Source organism: Hymenobacter properus, from assembly GCF_015694735.1.
In the GTDB taxonomy this organism is placed as follows: Bacteria; Bacteroidota; Bacteroidia; order Cytophagales; family Hymenobacteraceae; genus Hymenobacter; species Hymenobacter properus.
Genome location: NZ_JADQDP010000009.1, coordinates 1 through 16986, shown reverse-complemented (window position 1 = coordinate 16986; position 16986 = coordinate 1). Strand labels below are relative to the sequence as shown.

23 protein-coding genes are annotated in these 16986 nt (G+C 60.7%); 11 read left to right on the top strand and 12 right to left on the bottom strand.

Features of this window, described 5'->3' with window-relative positions; genetic code table 11:
* Positions 1–10 precede the first annotated feature (10 nt).
* The gene (locus I2I01_RS22840; protein WP_196288856.1) at positions 11–526 is read right to left on the bottom strand and encodes a BfmA/BtgA family mobilization protein; all 516 of its coding nucleotides are present in this window, start codon (positions 524–526) and stop codon (positions 11–13) included.
* Positions 527–1416: 890 nt separating this feature from the next.
* On the opposite strand from I2I01_RS22840, the gene I2I01_RS22835 reads away from it, so the two are divergent.
* A complete protein-coding gene (locus I2I01_RS22835) occupies positions 1417–2184 on the top strand; it encodes a ParA family protein (protein ID WP_196288855.1) in 768 nt (255 codons plus the stop codon).
* Positions 2184–2687, top strand: coding sequence for a hypothetical protein (locus I2I01_RS22830; protein ID WP_196288854.1), 504 nt, complete (start codon positions 2184–2186; stop codon positions 2685–2687). The genes I2I01_RS22835 and I2I01_RS22830 overlap by 1 nt, the downstream gene beginning before the upstream one ends.
* Positions 2688–2814: 127 nt before the next feature.
* On the opposite strand, the gene I2I01_RS22825 is transcribed toward I2I01_RS22830, so the two are convergent.
* The gene (locus I2I01_RS22825) at positions 2815–3312 is read right to left on the bottom strand and encodes an SRPBCC family protein (protein ID WP_196288853.1); all 498 of its coding nucleotides are present in this window, start codon (positions 3310–3312) and stop codon (positions 2815–2817) included.
* Positions 3309–3629, bottom strand: coding sequence for an ArsR/SmtB family transcription factor (locus tag I2I01_RS22820; protein WP_196288852.1), 321 nt, complete (start codon positions 3627–3629; stop codon positions 3309–3311). The genes I2I01_RS22825 and I2I01_RS22820 overlap by 4 nt, the downstream gene beginning before the upstream one ends.
* Before the next feature lie 977 nt (positions 3630–4606).
* Here I2I01_RS22820 and I2I01_RS22815 point away from each other — a divergent pair.
* From I2I01_RS22815 to I2I01_RS22790, 6 genes are all read left to right on the top strand, one after another.
* Complete coding sequence (locus tag I2I01_RS22815; protein ID WP_211538141.1) at positions 4607–5557, top strand: replication initiation protein; 951 nt, start codon at positions 4607–4609, stop codon at positions 5555–5557.
* A 9-nt stretch (positions 5558–5566) separates the two neighbouring features.
* Complete coding sequence (locus I2I01_RS22810; RefSeq protein WP_196288851.1) at positions 5567–6901, top strand: hypothetical protein; 1335 nt, start codon at positions 5567–5569, stop codon at positions 6899–6901.
* 101 nt (positions 6902–7002) lie between these two features.
* The gene (locus I2I01_RS22805) at positions 7003–7326 is read left to right on the top strand and encodes a helix-turn-helix domain-containing protein (protein ID WP_196288850.1); all 324 of its coding nucleotides are present in this window, start codon (positions 7003–7005) and stop codon (positions 7324–7326) included.
* A 144-nt stretch (positions 7327–7470) separates the two neighbouring features.
* Positions 7471–7698, top strand: a complete 228-nt coding sequence (locus tag I2I01_RS22800; protein WP_191006215.1) for a helix-turn-helix transcriptional regulator — start codon at positions 7471–7473, stop codon at positions 7696–7698.
* On the top strand, positions 7695–8027 hold the full coding sequence (locus I2I01_RS22795) for a HipA N-terminal domain-containing protein (RefSeq protein ID WP_196288849.1): 333 nt from the start codon (positions 7695–7697) through the stop codon (positions 8025–8027). Before I2I01_RS22800 ends, I2I01_RS22795 begins: the two co-directional genes overlap by 4 nt.
* Positions 8024–8977: a HipA domain-containing protein gene (locus I2I01_RS22790; protein ID WP_196288848.1), complete on the top strand. Its 954-nt coding sequence runs from the start codon at positions 8024–8026 to the stop codon at positions 8975–8977. Before I2I01_RS22795 ends, I2I01_RS22790 begins: the two co-directional genes overlap by 4 nt.
* Before the next feature lie 22 nt (positions 8978–8999).
* Here the strand turns inward: I2I01_RS22790 and I2I01_RS22785 are convergent, their stop codons facing one another.
* From I2I01_RS22785 to I2I01_RS22755, 7 genes are all read right to left on the bottom strand, one after another.
* The gene (locus I2I01_RS22785) at positions 9000–9299 is read right to left on the bottom strand and encodes a hypothetical protein (protein WP_196288847.1); all 300 of its coding nucleotides are present in this window, start codon (positions 9297–9299) and stop codon (positions 9000–9002) included.
* A 78-nt stretch (positions 9300–9377) separates the two neighbouring features.
* Positions 9378–9629: a hypothetical protein gene (locus I2I01_RS22780; protein WP_196288846.1), complete on the bottom strand. Its 252-nt coding sequence runs from the start codon at positions 9627–9629 to the stop codon at positions 9378–9380.
* Positions 9630–9706: 77 nt separating this feature from the next.
* Positions 9707–10147, bottom strand: coding sequence for a hypothetical protein (locus I2I01_RS22775; RefSeq protein ID WP_196288845.1), 441 nt, complete (start codon positions 10145–10147; stop codon positions 9707–9709).
* Between the two features lie 361 nt (positions 10148–10508).
* Entirely contained in the window at positions 10509–10904 is a 396-nt protein-coding gene (locus I2I01_RS22770; protein ID WP_196288844.1) for a hypothetical protein, read from the bottom strand.
* Between the two features lie 48 nt (positions 10905–10952).
* A complete protein-coding gene (locus I2I01_RS22765; RefSeq protein WP_196288843.1) occupies positions 10953–11285 on the bottom strand; it encodes a hypothetical protein in 333 nt (110 codons plus the stop codon).
* A gap of 55 nt (positions 11286–11340) precedes the next feature.
* On the bottom strand, positions 11341–11601 hold the full coding sequence (locus tag I2I01_RS22760; RefSeq protein ID WP_196288842.1) for a hypothetical protein: 261 nt from the start codon (positions 11599–11601) through the stop codon (positions 11341–11343).
* A gap of 70 nt (positions 11602–11671) precedes the next feature.
* Positions 11672–12673, bottom strand: coding sequence for an ArdC family protein (locus I2I01_RS22755; protein WP_196288841.1), 1002 nt, complete (start codon positions 12671–12673; stop codon positions 11672–11674).
* A 595-nt stretch (positions 12674–13268) separates the two neighbouring features.
* Here I2I01_RS22755 and I2I01_RS22750 point away from each other — a divergent pair.
* Positions 13269–14294 (top strand): YncE family protein, encoded by a 1026-nt coding sequence (locus I2I01_RS22750; protein WP_196288840.1) that lies wholly within the window; start codon positions 13269–13271, stop codon positions 14292–14294.
* A 9-nt stretch (positions 14295–14303) separates the two neighbouring features.
* Here I2I01_RS22750 and I2I01_RS22745 read toward each other — a convergent pair whose 3' ends face one another.
* On the bottom strand, positions 14304–14537 hold the full coding sequence (locus tag I2I01_RS22745; RefSeq protein ID WP_196288839.1) for a hypothetical protein: 234 nt from the start codon (positions 14535–14537) through the stop codon (positions 14304–14306).
* Between the two features lie 487 nt (positions 14538–15024).
* On the opposite strand from I2I01_RS22745, the gene I2I01_RS22740 reads away from it, so the two are divergent.
* The gene (locus I2I01_RS22740; protein ID WP_196288838.1) at positions 15025–15741 is read left to right on the top strand and encodes a sulfite exporter TauE/SafE family protein; all 717 of its coding nucleotides are present in this window, start codon (positions 15025–15027) and stop codon (positions 15739–15741) included.
* A 191-nt stretch (positions 15742–15932) separates the two neighbouring features.
* Positions 15933–16745, top strand: a complete 813-nt coding sequence (locus I2I01_RS22735; RefSeq protein ID WP_196288837.1) for a phosphatase PAP2 family protein — start codon at positions 15933–15935, stop codon at positions 16743–16745.
* Positions 16746–16752: 7 nt separating this feature from the next.
* On the opposite strand, the gene I2I01_RS22730 is transcribed toward I2I01_RS22735, so the two are convergent.
* Positions 16753–16986: efflux RND transporter permease subunit (locus I2I01_RS22730; RefSeq protein WP_196288836.1), on the bottom strand; the 234-nt coding region annotated here is incomplete at its 5' end.

Here is a 16986-nt window from a genome sequence, read left to right as displayed (position 1 = left end):
TTTTTCCTGCCTATTGCCCCTGCCCTGCTACCGCGTCATCTGGCTTGCTGCGCTTGCCCGGCCCTGCTTTTTGGGCTGCCTCCAGGGCTTCCTTTACCTGCTTTTCCACTGCTTCCTCATTGCGCTGGCGCAGCAGCTGCAGGGCCTGCTGCTGCCGTTGCAGCTGCGCCTCACTGAGCGATTCCAGCTGCGCGTTGAGGTTGCCCACCAGGATTTCATTCAGGCGCAGCACCCGCTCCAGCGTGACGCGGGTGCGCAGCATCTCCTCCAGCATGGCCGTGAGCAGCGTGCGCTCCTGCTCCTGCATGAACCCGAATACCCGGTCCCCGAGCTTCTTTATCTGCTGCATGATGAGCTGCCCCTCGCGGGCCTCCGTCTCGCGCGGGTCCAGGCCCCGGGTGGCAAAGTATTCCACGGCCGCGCTGGCGTACACGCCCAGGCTGGTACCGACTTCCGCGGCGGCCGCTTCGGCTTTCCGGTGGGCGTTGTTGTCGAGGGTCACCCGCTTGCGTAACTCCGTACTCATCGTGCTGTTTCCAGTTTGGCAGCCCTGGTGGGCCATTTTTAATGCTTAAAATCAGCTACTTACCTTTGTGTGGCCCACAAATCAGCTCTGCTGATTTACAAACTACTCAGGATCAATGCGTTAGCCTTTGGGTGGGGTTGTTCTTCTTGCTGAGACTAATTAGCGGTTAGTAAAAAGTTAGTCAGAAGCTAGTACGCAGCTTTGCATCGCCGTGTTAGCAGCTGGCGCTTTTTTCCCTATTGCCCTTTTCTATCGTGCCCTGCTGGCCGGCGGATTGGACCGCTGCTTGCGGCTTCGGCAGTTGGCCTCGCGTACTGATTTGGCGTCAGCCAGGCCTTCTCCACCCTCGGAACAGCTTTGCAGAGCTATCCAGTGGGGTTTCGTTCGGCGCCCACTGCCTGTAGTTCTGCGATTCTGCATTTCTGTTGCTAAAGGCAAAATGCATACTCCAGCAGTAAAGCGGCGTCACTATCGACTTCCTGCTTTTCTGTTGTTCTGCATTTCTGCAGCTCCATACGAATGGCAGCTACGCAAGCCTCGCTTGTATTTTCTGCTTTTATACCATTCTGCTTTCTTGTATTTCTGTTGTCAGAGAAATACCACCTGTTGGCGCTGTTTGCAGATGTCCCATTCTGCAGCCACACAGTTCTGCAGAACAACCATTCTGTTAATCTGGTGTAATGTTGCTTTTCTTTTCTGTTTTTCTGTTGTCTTGCATTTGTATTGAAAGGCTGATTGGCAGAAATACTTTTCTACTTTCTTGCGTAACAACATTTCTGCTTTTCCGCAAAAGGGTGGTTCTGTGTTTCTGCTTTTCTATTACTTTTGACTCCACGTCCCACTGGTCCCTGTGACCGGCCGCTACTCACGCCCTCAACCCCGCACCAACTATGTCCAAGGTTATCAGTTTTGCCACCCAGAAGGGGGGCTCCGGTAAATCCACCCTGGCCCTCGTGCTCGCCGCCCCGCTGGCCACCGAGTACGGCCTGCGCATCGCCGTGCTCGACTGCGACTACCAGCAGAGCATCGTCAAGACCCGCGAGCAGGTCGACGCGGCCAACTTCGCCAAGCTGCGCGAAGCCAACCCCGACGCCCAGTACCCCTACGACGTGTACCCCTGGCAGCTGAGCCGGATTTTCGACTTCATCGACAACCCCGAGCACAACTACGACCTGATTATCATCGACGTGCCGGGCCGGGCCGATGGCGACGACGTGTTCAACGCCCTGACGGCCTGCGACGCGGTGATTGTGCCTCTGGTATCGGATTACCTGGACCGGGCCTCCACGGCCGAGTTTATGACCATCCTGGAGGCCATTAAGAAAGCGGCCGACGATGCGCAGATTGACTTCCAGTACTACGGCCTGCCCACCAAGCGCGTGGCGGGGCAGCGGGAGGAAAAGGAGATGGACGACTACATCGACGGGCTGGGCCTCTCGCGCTTCAACTCCTACCTGGGCCACCGCAAGGCCTACACCCGGGCCTCGACCCTCTACAGTCTGCTCAACCCGGCCTGGGCCCGCTACGCCGGCGGCACCAAGGACACCAGCGACGAAATCCGCCGAGTGTGCGAGGAACTCATCGAGCGCCTGGGACTGCCCGACCGCCGCGCCACGGCCGCCGCTTCCGTATCCACCGCTTCAACCTCCGCGAAATAATGGGCTTCGAGAAACCACAAATCACGCCGCGCCGCCGCATTGAAGTCCCCGAAGAAGCCCGCCAGCAGGCCCGGGCCGGCATGGGAGGGGAGGCCACCCGCACGGCCACCGCGCCACCCGCGCCGGTAGAGCCCATCGCGGCGCCGGCCACCGCTCCTGCAGCGGCTGTTTCAGCGCCGGCGCCTGTTCCTGCTGAAGCACCTGCTCCCGCTGCCGCCCCCGCTCCGGCCGCTGCTGCGTCGGTGGCCCCGGCTGCCGCTTCTGTACGGGCCTCCACACGGGGCCGCAAGCAGGCTGCGGCAGCTGCGCCCGCGCCGGAGGCCGAAGTGCCGCTACACACGGTCCAAATCGCCAAATCCGTGGTGCAGGAGATTAAGATGAGCCTGCTGCTGGCCACGCCCGGCCCGGACACGCCCACGACCATCAAGAATTACCTGGAAGCTGCCCACCGGCACTACGACGCGCACCTGCGCAAAACCGGCAAGCTGCCGCCGGCCAAGTAGGGGAGGGGTAGACAGAGCGGAACCAGCAAAGCCAGCCTCTTCGGGGGCTGGCTTTGTTTTTTGGGCAGTGGGGGAGGGGCTAGTGGTGCCCCGATTGACGTCGCCGCTGGCTCTTTTTGGGATGGGCTTACCTGCCCGTAAGGGTTGCTAACAGGTTGTCCAGGTTGCGCAAGGACATTTTCATGCCCGCGGTGAAGCCCTCGAGGATTCTTTCCATCCGTTCAAGGGATTCATTGTACACCGTGATGCGCACGGTGGTGGTGCCGTTTTGCTCACTGAACGTATGATTCCACTCCGACCCGGGCAGTTCAACGTTTTCGTCTTTGTCGGCAAACGCATTGTACAGGCTAAAGTGGGTCTTGGGCGTAATGGCGGTGTATTCCTGCAGGGCCCAGCGCTCCTCGCCGGCGGGGGTGACCATGGCATAAAACCGCTTTCCGCCCACGCGGAAGTCCTGGTATCTGGTTTTGGCGGTCATGGGGTGCGGGGGCAGCCATTGGTCCAATAGGTCGGCCCTGGTAAACGCGTCCCAAACCAAGGACAAGTCCGCGTCAAACTCCCGGGTGATGGTGACGGTGTGGGCGGCTTTGTCAACCGCAAAATCAAAGGCTACCGTGTCGCTCATTTTTTCTGGTTTTTTAGGGTTGATAATACCTGGTCTAGTTGCGTGAACCGCGTTTCCCACAGGTTTCGGTACTGGCTCAGCCAGTGGTCCACTTCCTGCAGCCGTTCCAGCTGCAGGGAGTAGTGAATCTCGCGGCCGTGTTGCTGCTGGGTGACCAGTTCACATTCCGTTAGCACCCGAAGGTGTTTGGACACCGCTTGCCGGCTGGTCTGGAAGTGTTCGGCAATGGCGTTGGGGGTCAGTGCCTGCAAGGCAATCAAGGCGATGATAGCCCGCCGGGTCGGGTCGGCGATGGCTTGGAAGATATCTCTGCGCATGGGGCCAGGAAATTTTTATGAAACCGATTGGTTGCAAATTTATGTGCAACCAATCGGTTTCGCAAATAGCTTCGCAATCATTTTTTCCGAACTTGTCTAAACAAGTGGCTGGCGCACGGTGAAAACTGGACGCCCCTGCAAAAGCGACACAGTCAGGCAATAGAGAACAGCCGGCAATACACTCATAAAGGCCATCTCTCACATTTTATAAGCGAGGTTACCGAAGCCGCTCTCTGCAGCAGTGCGGTTCGCGATTCATTACCTGGGGCTAAAAAATGCAATAAATCTGCCCAGTAGGCCCAAAACGGGGTTTGTAAAGACTAAAACCGATGCTTTACTGCCGTTGCTGAGCTAGGGTTTTGCTTATAAAACGTGCTAGTTTGCCCTTTACCGGGCTTGGTCTGCTTATAAAACGTGGTAATTCACTATTAGTCAAAAGTTAGTATAAAGTTAGTAACATTAGCCGAGTCCGTGAAAAAAGTCGAAATGACTTATAAAAAGTGGTGCAAGGCCTTCAGAAGCCCATGGCTCAGTGGCAACTGAAACTACTTATAAAACGTGGTTTTAAGCGGCTATTATGCTGTGTTCACTTAGAATAGTGCAATCCCTGTGGACGTTAGGTCCGCCTGTTTTTTTGTTGTTTCTTGTTTGTTCTGGCCCGTGGTTTGAACTACCTCCCTAAAAGCTATTGTGAATGTGCATCAACAACCTTTGTGAGTTTATTTGTTTTTCCTTGTCTATTTGTAGGGCTTGTAAGTGCCTGATATTCAATAGTATATAATGGTATAAAACCACTTTTTATAAGCGAAAAACCACTTTTTATACCTTTTATTACCACGTTTTATAAGTCAACTCTCACGTTTTATAAGTCTATGGACCACGTTTTATAAGTAAAAAACCACGCCTAACTACCACTGTGGTTTTTTATCTACCGGCGACTTACATTTGCTTTATCCCGCGTCCTTATGTCCTAGTCTATGAAGCCTGAAGATACTGCCGTTGTACTTGTGGAGCCGGCCCCGGTCCCCGTTGTCCGCCAGCACAACGCCATCACGCAGGCCCGCTACGACTACACGGCGTGTCAGCTGGACATCTTCTTCTACCTGCTCTCCCGGCTGCGCCGGGATGACACGCCGGACCAGGAGTACACCATCTACGTGAAGGACGTGGAAGCCCTGACCGGGCGGCAATGGAATTACCAGCAGCTGCGCGAGGCGACGGCCGATATGGGCTCGCGTATGTTCGAGGTGGAAAACGAGCGCACCTACCAGCAGCTCTGGATGTTTCAGCGGGTGGAATACATCAAGGGTAAGGGCTGCCTACAGATTCAGCTGGCGGCGCCCATCCGGCCTTTCCTGTTCAACCTCAAGGAAAACTTCACCTCCTACCAACTGCACTCGGCCCTGAAGCTGAGCAGTAAGTATGCCAAGCGCATCTACCAGCTCGTGAGCCAGTGGAAGGACAAGACGTCGACGCGGACCTACCCGCTGGACGAGTTCAAGCAGATGCTCCACCTGAAAGACCCCAAGGGCAAGGAGCCAGAGCTATTTCAGAACATCAGCCAGCTCAAGGCCCGGGTGCTCGACATCGCCGTGCGCCAGGTCAGCGAGCACACCGACCTCAAGATTGACTACGAGCTGGTGAAGAAGGGGCGGGCCTACGATGCCCTGCGCTTTACCATCGCCCGCCAGCAGCCCCAGCAGCTACCCATTCCCTTTGAGCAGCCGGCGGAGGACGCCCGTGCACACGCGGCCCGGCAGCACCTGGAGGCCCTCGGCATCAATCAACCGCAGCTGGTGGCCACCATCCTCGGCGACCCCAAGCACCTGGACCAGCTCTTCAAATTCACGTACCAGCTGAAAACCGATAAGGTCAAGGCGACGAAGAACCCCGGGGGGCTGTTCCTGAAAATCTGCGGCCTGCGTTAGGGTTGTGCTATGCCTTCTCCCTACACCTACCGGGGCATCAGCTCCCGCGCGTATGCAGACCTTAACGGCGGCATAGTAGCTGACCGGCTTGGCGTACCTGCTGGTTTGAGAGGCAGCCTGCTGACCTTTCTGCACCGGGGCATGGGGGTGATGAACTTCACCTGTTTGGGCGGCGAAATCACCTATTCTGTAGGCCCGCTGCCGGCTGGCTACCACTTTGCGGTGCGCTGGCCCGTTTCCACGGTTAAGGCCAACCTGGTCTCGACCTGGCTCGGTGAACTGCACCAGGGGCAACAGCCGGCGCCCGGTGCCACGCAATGGAAGCAGGTCGTATGCACGTACCTGGCAGGGTTGCTAAGCAGTGGCGCAGCGGTTCAGGTAAGCTACGAGCCGGGCGATGCGCAGACCGGCTACGGCAACCTGACGGCGGAAATCACCACCGAGGCCCTGACCGCCGCGGCGACCCAGGAAGATACTGGCCCACCTCCGCAGCTGCCTGACTTGTTGCCGGCTCCATTTCTGGTACCCTATGAGCTGGTGGCGGGCGTGATTGGCGAGAACCTGGCCGCCGCACGGGCCGTGTACGGCCAGGACCATACCGCCTTACTAGCCCTGCTTTTACCCCTGACCGGGCGCGAGCTGATGGCTGACGTGCTGGTGGGGTTTACCTATCACATTTACCTGAAGCAGCCCAACCGGGCCTATCCGTTTCTGCGGCGCGCGGCGGACAACATCCGGCTCCTGGACCGGCGGGTGGCCAAGTGGGTGTTGGACCTGGTGGGCAGCATTGAATTCCAGCACCTGCGCTGGCCGGAGCAGGCCGAAGCCACCCTGGTACAAAGCATGACCGTTGGCAATGAGTACGCCCTGCTAAAGCTGGCGTACCTCTACCTGCAGCAGGCCAGTGCCGTGAATCGCAAGCAGGCGCACGAACTGGCCCGGTACGGTGAGTTGCTGCTCTCCGTCTCTCAGCCCGACAAAGGTCCCTCCCCGCACGATGCTGACCACAGCCGGGCCGGCTACCACATCGTGGCGTCGGTGTACCTGTGGAAAATTGACCTGGAAGCCGCGACGCGCACTCACGCCCCCTTTTTAGGGGATACAGACTGGTGTCTTCGACACCGCAAGCTGGTCGAGGCCTACCTGCTGCTGGCTTTTGCCCTCAACGACGACGATTTCATCAACAACCTCGTGCTTGATTACCCCATTGTTCGGCAGGAATTCGCGCTGGTACTCGGGGCTTGGCAGCACAATGAGCAGCGACCGGAAGCGCAGGGGTTCAGCATGGCCATGATACCCTACATCAATCAGATTCGGGGAGCTCGTCGCCGGTATTACGACTAATTTTTGCCGCCACTAAGCCCGGAAACGGGTGGCTGACCTGAGAAGGTAATGCGCAATATGCTGGACGCCACGCGGCATTATTGCGCATTATATTGCGCCTTATGGCCAAAGAACCCGTCGTCCTGCTACCTCGCCTAGTGCAGCTGCTGGCCCAATCGGGTGAGAACATCCGACTGGCCCGTCTGCGCCGCAAGCTCAGCGCGGCGCTCGTAGCCGAGCGCGCGGGCATCAGCCGTAACACGCTGCATGCCATTGAGCAGGGGAGTTCCACAGTAAGCATGGGCGGCTACCTGCAGGTGTTGTTCGTGCTGGGGCTGGAACAAACCATTCTGGACCTAGCCGCCGACGATGTGCTGGGCCGTAAGCTGCAGGACGCCGGGCTGCATGTTCGGGCGCGGGCTCCCAAACAGCCTCCTCAACAGTAACTTTTGACCCAATAGGTCTGCCATTGGCATGCCTCATGTTATACCTTCTCGGGTATAATTTATTCTAAATTGCGTAACTTTATACCCGTTCGGGTGTTAAATTTTTTCTTTACATTCGTGATTACCCCCGAACGGGTATAGCCTATGACCTCTCCGCTGGCCGCCTTCGTTAAGCAGCGCCGCAAGCTGCTGCAGTTGTCCCAGCCCGACTTGGCCGCGAAAGCGGGGGTGGGGCTGCGCTTCGTGCGCGAGCTGGAGCAGGGCAAAGCCACCCTACGGCTGGACAAGGTCAATCTGGTACTGCGCCTGTTTGGCCATGAACTGGCGCCCGCCCCGCTGGACCGCGCGCACTTGGTAACCGAGCAACCATGAGAAAAGCCGAAGTCTACCTGCACGCGCAACTAGCCGGGCACCTGACGCAGGACGAGCAGGGCTACACCTTCGCCTACGCGCCGGCCTACCTGGCCACGGCCGGCGCGGAGGCCGTCAGCCTGACGCTGCCGCTGCGCCCGGCGCCCTACGTGGAGCGCGTGCTGTTTCCTTTTTTCGACGGGCTCATCCCGGAGGGCTGGCTGCTGGAGGTGGCGGAGAAAAACTGGAAGCTCAACGCCCGCGACCGAATGGGCCTGCTGCTGGCCTGCTGCCGGGACTGCATCGGCGCTGTGAGCATTCACCCCGTGGAAACCGAAGACGCGTCATGAGCCGCTGCCTGTCCTGCTATCAGACTCTGCCGGAAGGCGCCGGCCCGGACTACCACCCGGCCTGCAGCCGCCGCCTGTTCGGGAAGTCCGTGCCGCCCGCCTTTCCCTACACCGAGGCCGAGATGCTGGCTTTGGCTGAGGCCGTCGTGCGCCAGCACATCACCGTGACGGGCGTGCAGCCCAAGCTGTCACTGACTATTGCGCCGGCGGGCACGGCCGGGCAGCCCCCACGCTTTACCATTGTGGGGGCGCTGAACGGCGAGTACATCCTCAAGCCGCCGACGCCCCGTTACCCGCATTTGCCGGAAGTAGAAGACCTGACCATGCACCTGGCGTCGCTGGCCAAACTGCCCACGGTGCCCCACGGCCTGCTGCGCCTCGAAGGCGGCGCCCTGGCCTACGTCACGCGCCGCGTCGACCGGGTGAAGGGCCAGAAGCGGGCCATGGAAGACATGTGCCAGCTCACCGGGCGGCTGACCGAAAACAAGTACGACGGCTCCCACGAGCAGGTGGCCAAGGCCATTCTGCAGTACTCGGCCAATCCCGGCCTGGACGTGGTCAACTACTACGAGCTGGTGCTCTTCAGCTTTCTGACCGGCAACGCCGACATGCACTTGAAGAACTTCTCCCTGCTGCAGACGCCCGGGCTGGGCTATGGCCTGGCGCCGGCCTACGACCTGGTGGCCACGGCCCTGGTGAACCCTGCTGACACCGAGGAACTGGCCCTGACGCTCAACGGCAAAAAACGGCGACTGCGGCAAGTCGACTTCCGCCAGGCTGCCGCGCGGGCGGGCATCGACGGGAAGGTGGTGACCGGCATGCTCACGCGCTTCGTCAAAGCCCGGGCGGCCTGGGAGTCATTTATCGACCAGAGCTTTCTGCCTGCAGCCCTGCAGGCGCAGTTTCATGCCTTGCTCGCGCAGCGGTTCGCGCAACTGGACCTAGTCTAGGGTCCGGGCTTGGCAATGCCGGTCAAGTGATTGTGGCAACGGGCTCCGCCGTCCGGGCGGCCTCGGCCCGCACGACGGCAAAGAGTTCTTCCTCGGAAACGTGGAGCACCCGCGCCAGCTGCTGCAGTTCGCCGACCGTGCAGGTTCCGGGGCTGCGCTTGCGGGTGTCGTAGGTGCGGGCCGATACGCCCCAGGCTTCCACAATGCGCTTGCGCGTGCCAGCTACTTCCAGCAGTTCCGCTAGCGTCGTGGGGTGATGTACACGCGGTGGGCTGGTTAGGGGCTCAGTAAAAGCCACGGTGGGGGCAGGCACTTTGGGCATGGAAGGAAGGCTAAAAAGGCACAGAATAAAGCGCGAAAGGTAGTCCGTTTACGCGCTGGCCGCTCCCTTGATTAAAAATTACCTTTTCCAAGTGCTTTCGGCGGCCAGCACCTGCTCTTCCCAACGCCCACACTCGCCCACCGCCAAGGCTAGCCACCGCTCCAATTGAGCCGCATCGGTACACCGGCCCATAAACGTTTCGGCGGCCTGCCGGCGTGCCAGCGCAATGGCCGGGTGCTGGAGGATACAGCGCAGCTCCGCGCGCAGGGCCTCCAGCCGGGCACAGCGGCTGGCAGCGGAGGCAGCGGGTATGTTCGAGAAGACGGGCATCGGGGGTAGGCGGAGGGAGTGGAACGGGCAAGCGCACCGGCAGCCGCTCCGATACCGAAGCGACTGCCGGCCTGAGCCTAGCGCAGCAGGGCGGACTTCATCAGCAGCACTGGCCCGGCCACCACGTCGACGGGCGCGTAGTATTCCAGCGGGTAGGTTTCGTACCACGCGGCCGTGGCCAGCGGGTTGATGGGGCGCCGGCGGTCTTTGCCCTCGTCGTCAAACACCAGAATGTACCCCTCGTAAGGCCCGTGCTGCGGGCAGTGCACGTCGATGTAGTTGGCCTCCAGCGCGGCGTACAGCTGGGCCAGACCAAAGCTTTTGCGGCCCTTCTCGGGAAGCACCTCGCGGGTGCTGCCGTCCACGCCCAGCAGCGTGGCAGCTCCCTCGGCGGGTAGCATGCCGGCGTGCTGGTGCTGGAAAAAGGCACCCAGGGCCTGCCGGGTGGCGTAGGTCTCGCCGCCTACTATCTGAAACGGGCCACCGTCGTAGCTCGTCGTCGAAAAGAGGTTGCCCATGGTACCGCACAGAGCGACAATCGCTGCGGGCTGGCCGGGCGCAGTGCGTAGAAACAGGCGAGGTGGCAGCGGTAAGTTGGCGCCCTCGTGCTTTACCAGTTCGGTGGTGTGCAGGCTAAAAAGTAGCGGTTTGGCGACGACTGAACGGAGCGCATTTGCCATAATACAGAGCTGATTTATTGTGGATTGCTTCTGTATTATAAACGAAAACCGCGCTTTATACGTTCTCTTTTTTGTTTATATTTTATTCCTTTTTGCTCTTTTTAACCAACCTTCTTTTGCCTCACCGCCCACTCTGCACAGCAGGCAATAAAGCGCAGCCGACATATCTGGCTGCCCCCGGCTGGCACACAGGCAGTGCTCATTCCTGTTCGGGGACTGGGCCAATTGGCTCTCCGGAAAGGCGCCGACGCGGGGTGCGGCTGGTAGCGGGCGCATCGAGCAGCGGCTCAAACCAGTCCCGGTAGGCCGTCGTCAGCCGGTCGGCCACAATGGCCAGACGCTGCGGCTCGCCGGCACGCTGCACCCAGATATGGGCGCTGCCACAGCCGACCTCGTAGCCGGGGCCCAGGAACTTCTTCACCGCTCCCGTCAGCCCGCGCAAATCGGTGGTGTGGGTGTGAGCCTGCACGTGGCGCCGCAAGGCCAGCAGGCGTCGTTTTTCGGCCCCGTCTGCGGGCTGCAGCTCAATAGCCAGGTAGGCCTGCTGCGGCGGAAACGGATTGGAGGGGGTGGCGGAGTTGGTTTGCTGATGCATGGGGAGAGAGTAAGAAGAGGTAAGAGAAAGCGCGGCTACCGGGGCCGCTCAGGGCACGTCCAGGTAGCGGGGGTCCTGGAAGCCGGCCAGCAGCCGGGCCGTGGCGAAGGCGGCGGCAAAGAGGCCGCGGTGGTAGTCGGCGTGCAGTTGGCCCACGTGGGTGAATTCGTAGCGCAGGCCCGTGTGTTCCAGGGGCTGCAGGAACCGGTCGGCCTCCTCGGCACTGAAGCCGCTCAGGTCGCGTCCGCCCCGGCTGAGCAGCAGCTGCACGCCGGGCCGTTCGCCCGGGCCCCGCTCGTACACCTTGTAAATCAGGCCCACGGCCCGCTCGCGCGAGTACAGCACGGCCTCGCCGACGGTTAGCTGGGGGAGGTTGGTCATGGCAGGAAAGCGGAAGAAAAGAGGGTTAAACCAGCAGCAGGCAGTACTGCCCGGCCTAGTCCTCGCGGGTGGCACGCACGGCCTCCCGGGCCACTGGCAGCAGGGCTTTTACCAGGGCTTCGAGCACCTCAAAGTCCTCGACAGTGGCCACGCCCAGCTGCAGGCGCTCGGCTACTTCCAGCGTAAGGCCTTCGCAGTTGAGCCCGTAGCCGCGCTGCTGCATGTCGGCTTCGACGTCGGTCAGTGCGGCGGCTACCCGGGCGCGGTACTGGTTCCAGTTGGCATCGCCGAAAACGGGTGCTTCGCTTGCATTCATGGGCGGTGGGGAGAAAAGGATAAGACAAGAGCCGGGAGGGCCGCCGAAGACAGCGGCCCGCCGCATCGGCTTAGGCAGCAGCCAACCAGCTGAGTTCGGCTTCCCGGTACTGCCGGCTGACTTCGTCTTCTTCGGGAGCGAATTCCAGCACGCGGGCAGGAGCGGGGGCGGCCTCTTCCTCCTCCGGTACCCCCAGAATCAGCTTAGACGCGCGCTGGGCCTTGCTGGCAGCCTGCAGCACCAGCTTTTTGTCATTTTTTAAGCGCTCCAGCCACGTCTGGATGTAGGCCACAGCATTCTCTTCGGTCTGGGCCGTATCGAGGCCGGCAGCCGCGCAGAGAAACGACGCACCCATTTCCGCCGTCAGCTCCTCGCGGGCGTAGCTGGCCGACTGCTTGCCCTCGCCGGCGGTCAGGTCCGGGCGGTCCAGGCGGGAGGCGTGCCCGGTGCTGTGCGTCAGCTCGTGAAACAGGGTAGCGTAGTAGCCCTCGGCCGTGGTGAAGGTGGCCCGCTCGGGCATGTTGACCATATCCAGCGACGGGGAGTAGTACGCCCGCTGGTGCAGGTGCTCAATCACGGGACGGCCGTCCCAGCCGCTGACAATGGCTTCGGCAGCGGCAATGGGCGTGTGCGCGTGGCGCTCCACCTCGGGCAGCACAAAGTCAATGTTTTCAATGTCCTCCACCGAAAACACGGTGTAGTATTTCAGGAAAGGCAGCTTTTCCTCCTTGCCGGTCTGCTCATTCTCGCGCACCGACACGTTGTAGTACACCACTGGATGCCCTTTGGCACCCTTGCGCACGTTGCCGCCCAGGGCCAGCGCCTGTTTGAACGTCAGAAAGAAGGGGAGGGCCCCGCTGAAGTGCAGCAGAAAGGCGTTGATGCCCGAGTAAGCGGCCCCTGTGGCGTAGTTACGGGGCAGGCCATAAACGGTGTTCCACGGCTTGCGCCACGGGATGATGCCGCCTTCCAGCGCGGCCACAATGCGGTCGGTCACAATCTGGTACACATCGGGGCGGGGCGCGGCGCAGGAGGCAGCGGTACGGGCGGCGAGCTTGCGGGTCTTCTTCATGATAAAGCGCTGTTTTTGTGGGCGTTTATTATACTTATTAAACGAAAACAGACCGCCCATAGTTTACATTTTGCTCTTTATTTTGTATCTTTTTGCTCTTTTTATTCAACTTTATCCCCCACTGCCCCTCCTGCAAAAGGATTTAATCTGCTGCACTCTCTATGTGTTTGGCCTGCGGGCTCCCTAGTTGAAAAACCACTTTTCATAAGTGGGCACTGCCCTATAACGGATGCTAAGTCACGATACAATGGTTTGTGTCAGGCAGTCAACAGCTCCTAGTAATGCTGCCCGTACCTGCAGCATGGGAGGAAAATGGTCCAAGCCAGCCCAGTAGCGTGTTTGCAACTGGCAGCGAGTGCAGACATGTTACTCGAGGGAGTATTGCTGCACCACAGTCGAATATTTACCCAGTATTGCCACCCCGTGAAAACAAGCCACGGGTGAAAACCCCATGGTCAGATTCTCGTCAGAATCGGCGACTACGTTTGTTTCGCCTCACCCATAGCCGAGTTAGGCCGGGTAAGAATTAGCCCCATTTCCGAGTCCCCAAAGCCCGCTACAAACGACGGCGGGGGTTCCCAAGCTTTCCAATTGCATGAACAAACTGCTCATTTCCGCATTACTGACTTGCAGCTTCGGGGCCGCGCAGGCCCAGCAGGCTGCTCCCTACCACCTGCTCCATACCATCCCGATTGGCGGCGAAGGGGGCTGGGACTACCTGACTGTCGAACCGGCCGGGAAGCGCCTCTACGTGTCGCACGGCACCCGGGTAGATGTGGTGGACCTGCAAACCCGCAAGGTCATCGGCACCATTGCCAACACGCCCGGCGTGCACGGCATCGAGGTGGTGCCGGCGGCCGGGCGCGGCTACATTACCTGCGGACGCACCAACACGTGCGTGGTGTTCGACCTGAAAACTCTGCAGCCCATCGGAGCGCCCATTCCCACGGGGCCCAAGCCGGACGCCCTATTCTATGATGCTTTCTCGAAGCGGGTGTTCCTCTTCAGCAACGCCGGCGGCAACAGCACCGTGCTCGACGGGGCCACCGGCGCCGTGGTCGGCACCGCCGAGCTGGGCGGCGACGTGGAAGCCCCCGCCTCCGACGGCCAGGGCACCATTTTCGTCAACCTAGAAGACAAAGGTGAGGTCATTGCCTTCGACGCCAAAACGCTGGCTGTTAAGGCCCGCCACTCCCTGGCCCCCGGCGAAGAGCCCACCGGCCTGGGCTTCGACCCCAGAACGCACCGCCTATTTAGCGCCTGCGCCAATGAAAAGCTGGTGGTGACGGACAGCAAAACCGGCCAGCAGGTGGCCGTGCTGCCCATCGGCAAAGGCGCCGACGGCGCCGTGTTTGACCCCACCACAGGCAACGTCATCACCTCGAACGGGGCGGGTGGCACCTTCACGGTCATCCACCAGGACTCGCCCGCCCAGTACCGCGTAGTGGGCAACGTGGCCACGGCCCGCGGGGCCCGCACCATTGCCATGGACCCGAAAACCCACCACCTGTTTACGTGCACGGCGGACTATGGGCCGGCCCCGGCCCCCACCGCGGAAAACCCGCACCCGCGGCCCAGCATTGTGCCGGGCACATTTCGGGTGCTGGAATACGGAAGATAGCCGTACTGGCTAGGAAGAGCCCTTGGGCGCTGCTTGGCGGTTGAGTGTAATGCACACCGCACACCGGGCACGGGTTTCGGCGATGGAGTGGGGCTCGTAGTACTTCCAGTTACCACTCTGCTTTATCTCCTGGCCGATGGGGCACTCGTCGTTGTCGTGAAACGGATACCGCTCCGGTTCCGGGGCCTTGGCCATTAAGCCGGTAACGTGCTGGGTATGCTGAAAGAACGGGGGGGTGTGCATAAGGTGGGTGGTGGCGGGCAGGCTTTGTGGGAAGCTCGCTGATTTCAGGAAGCGGCAAGCTACCCGGCAAATCTGTGCACAATCGGGAGGACCAGTAGGGAGGCGGGTAGTGACCCGGCAAGGGCTCCGGGCAAGAGCGCTGTGCTGACTTCGGAAAAAGCTGGCAGTTGGTCGGGGATTTCAGGTGGTTGTTCGTGGTTTTGCTTCCTATTAGCGATTCCCGGAAGCAGGTGTTTCATTCTGGTACAGTTTTTTCAATTAGTGCTACCTGCCTGCTGCGAAACGGAGTGCTTTCCCTGGCCATGCTGATAGTCTGCACCAGTCCGGAAGGTGCGTAAGTCCGGGCAATGCCAGGCCTGGGCGCCGTACGGTTATGCGAGCCCGCCTCGGCGGCTTGGTACCCGGCTACGACATTTCCCGAATCAAAGCGCAGCCCTGGGTTGCCGTTTGTGCCGACCCGTCCATTCACTATTACTGTCCTTTATCAATGGAATACCTCTTGCTTTTTGTGGTTGCCTACCTGGCGGCCACGGTTTCTGCCTCGGTCGGCTTTGGCGGGGCACTGATTTTTTTGCCTATCCTGGCCAACATTGTCGGGATTAAAGAGGCGGTTCCGGTGCTCACCGTCGCGCAGATATTCGGCAATGCCTCCCGCTTCTGGTTTGGCCGGCACGAGCTGCAGTGGAAGCCCATTCTCTATTTCCTGGCTGGTTCGATTCCCTTCGCCATTCTTTCCAGCAGCCTGTACTCGGGCCTGAACGCCGACTGGGTATTCAAGCTGGTGGGCGGTTTTCTGGTGCTGGTGGTGGTGTATCGCCACCTGAACGTGGCCAAAAAGGTGGAGCTGGGCAACCCCGGCATGGTGCTGGGCGGCGCGCTCACCGGCTTCTTGTCGGGCCTGACGGGCAGCGCCGGCCCCACCGGGGCCCTGTTTTTCCTGGGTCTGAACCTGCCGCCGGTGGCCTACGTGGCCAGCGATGCCTTTGCCTCCCTGGTACTGCACCTCACCAAAATAGTGGTCTATAGCAAGTACTCGCTGGTCACCACCAAGGGGCTGCTGGTGGGCACCTTCGCCGGCGTGGCCATGATTGGCGGCAGCTACACCGGCAAACTGCTGCTGAGCCGCATCTCCAAAGAGAAGTTCCTGATGGTAGTGGAAGGCCTGATTGTGGTTTTCGGGCTGCAGATGATGTTTCTGGCGTAACGAGGCCAGCATGACCGAACCGGGCCTTCGCCACCACGCTGGTGGGGCCCGGTTGCCTGGCGGGAAGGTTATCTCGTTGAATTCTGTGCAAACGCTACAAAATTCCTCCAGAATGCTTCCGTACACGGACGTTCCTGGCTGAAAGACTGGCCAGGAGTTAACCGTCTTTCACCGCCTTGCCTTCTTCCTTCATGCACTGCCTTACTATTCGCTTCGCACTGGCCCTGACTTTGGGAACGACTTCCTATGCCACGGTTCAGGCCCAGGTCACCCCGCCGACGGCCCCGGCCGACACCACCAAAAAATACGAAAACCCCGGTGGCGTACCGTCGGCCGTGAAGCAGCCCTTGCTGAAGAGCAAGTTGTTCAAAGCCGTAGCCATTCCGGCCGTGCTCATCACCTACGGCGCCATCACGGCGCAGGGCGACGCGGGCATCAACCACCGCGAGCGGACGTTTGTGCAGCAGCAGTTTCGACCCGTCAACACCATGATTGACAACACGGTCATTTTCCTGCCCTACCTGGAGCTGGGTGCCGTGGCACTGGCCGGCGTTGAGTCGCGCAACGACCGCATCAACACGCTGCTCATCATTGCCAAGGGCGAGGCCATCATGCTGGCGTCCACGTTCGCCGTGAAGTACCTGGCGGGCGAGACCCGGCCCAACGGCTCCGACAACCTGTCGTTTCCCTCGGGCCACACGGCCCAGGCGTTTCTGGCGGCCAGCATCGTGCACACCGAATTCCGCGACAAAAGCCAGTGGTACGGCGTGGGCGCCTACACCATTGCCACGAGCGTGGCCGCCCTGCGCATGATAAACGACAAGCACTGGCAGAGTGACGTGGTGGCCGGGGCAGGCTTTGGCATCCTCTCGGCTCACCTGGCCTACCTCACCCACCGCAACCGCTGGGGCCGCAAGTCCATCGGCCGCGACATTGGCATGGCGCCCGCCTATTTTGGCAGCGGTGCCTCGGGTCTCACCCTCAGCTGGCACCCCAGCAAGTAGGTGCTGTTCAGGCCACCGGCGTCAACGGGGCCGGCGCTACGGGGGCGGGCTCGTTCTTATACGCTAGGCGCAGCAGGCTAGGCAGCACCACCAGCAGCAAGGGCAGGGCCAGGAGCAGCCCGCCAATCACGGCAATGGCCAGGGGCTGGTGCAGCTGCGCGCCCGCCCCGAGGCCCAGCGCCAGCGGCAGCAGCGCGGCAATGGCCGCCAGCGCCGTCATCAGCTTGGGACGCAGGCGGGC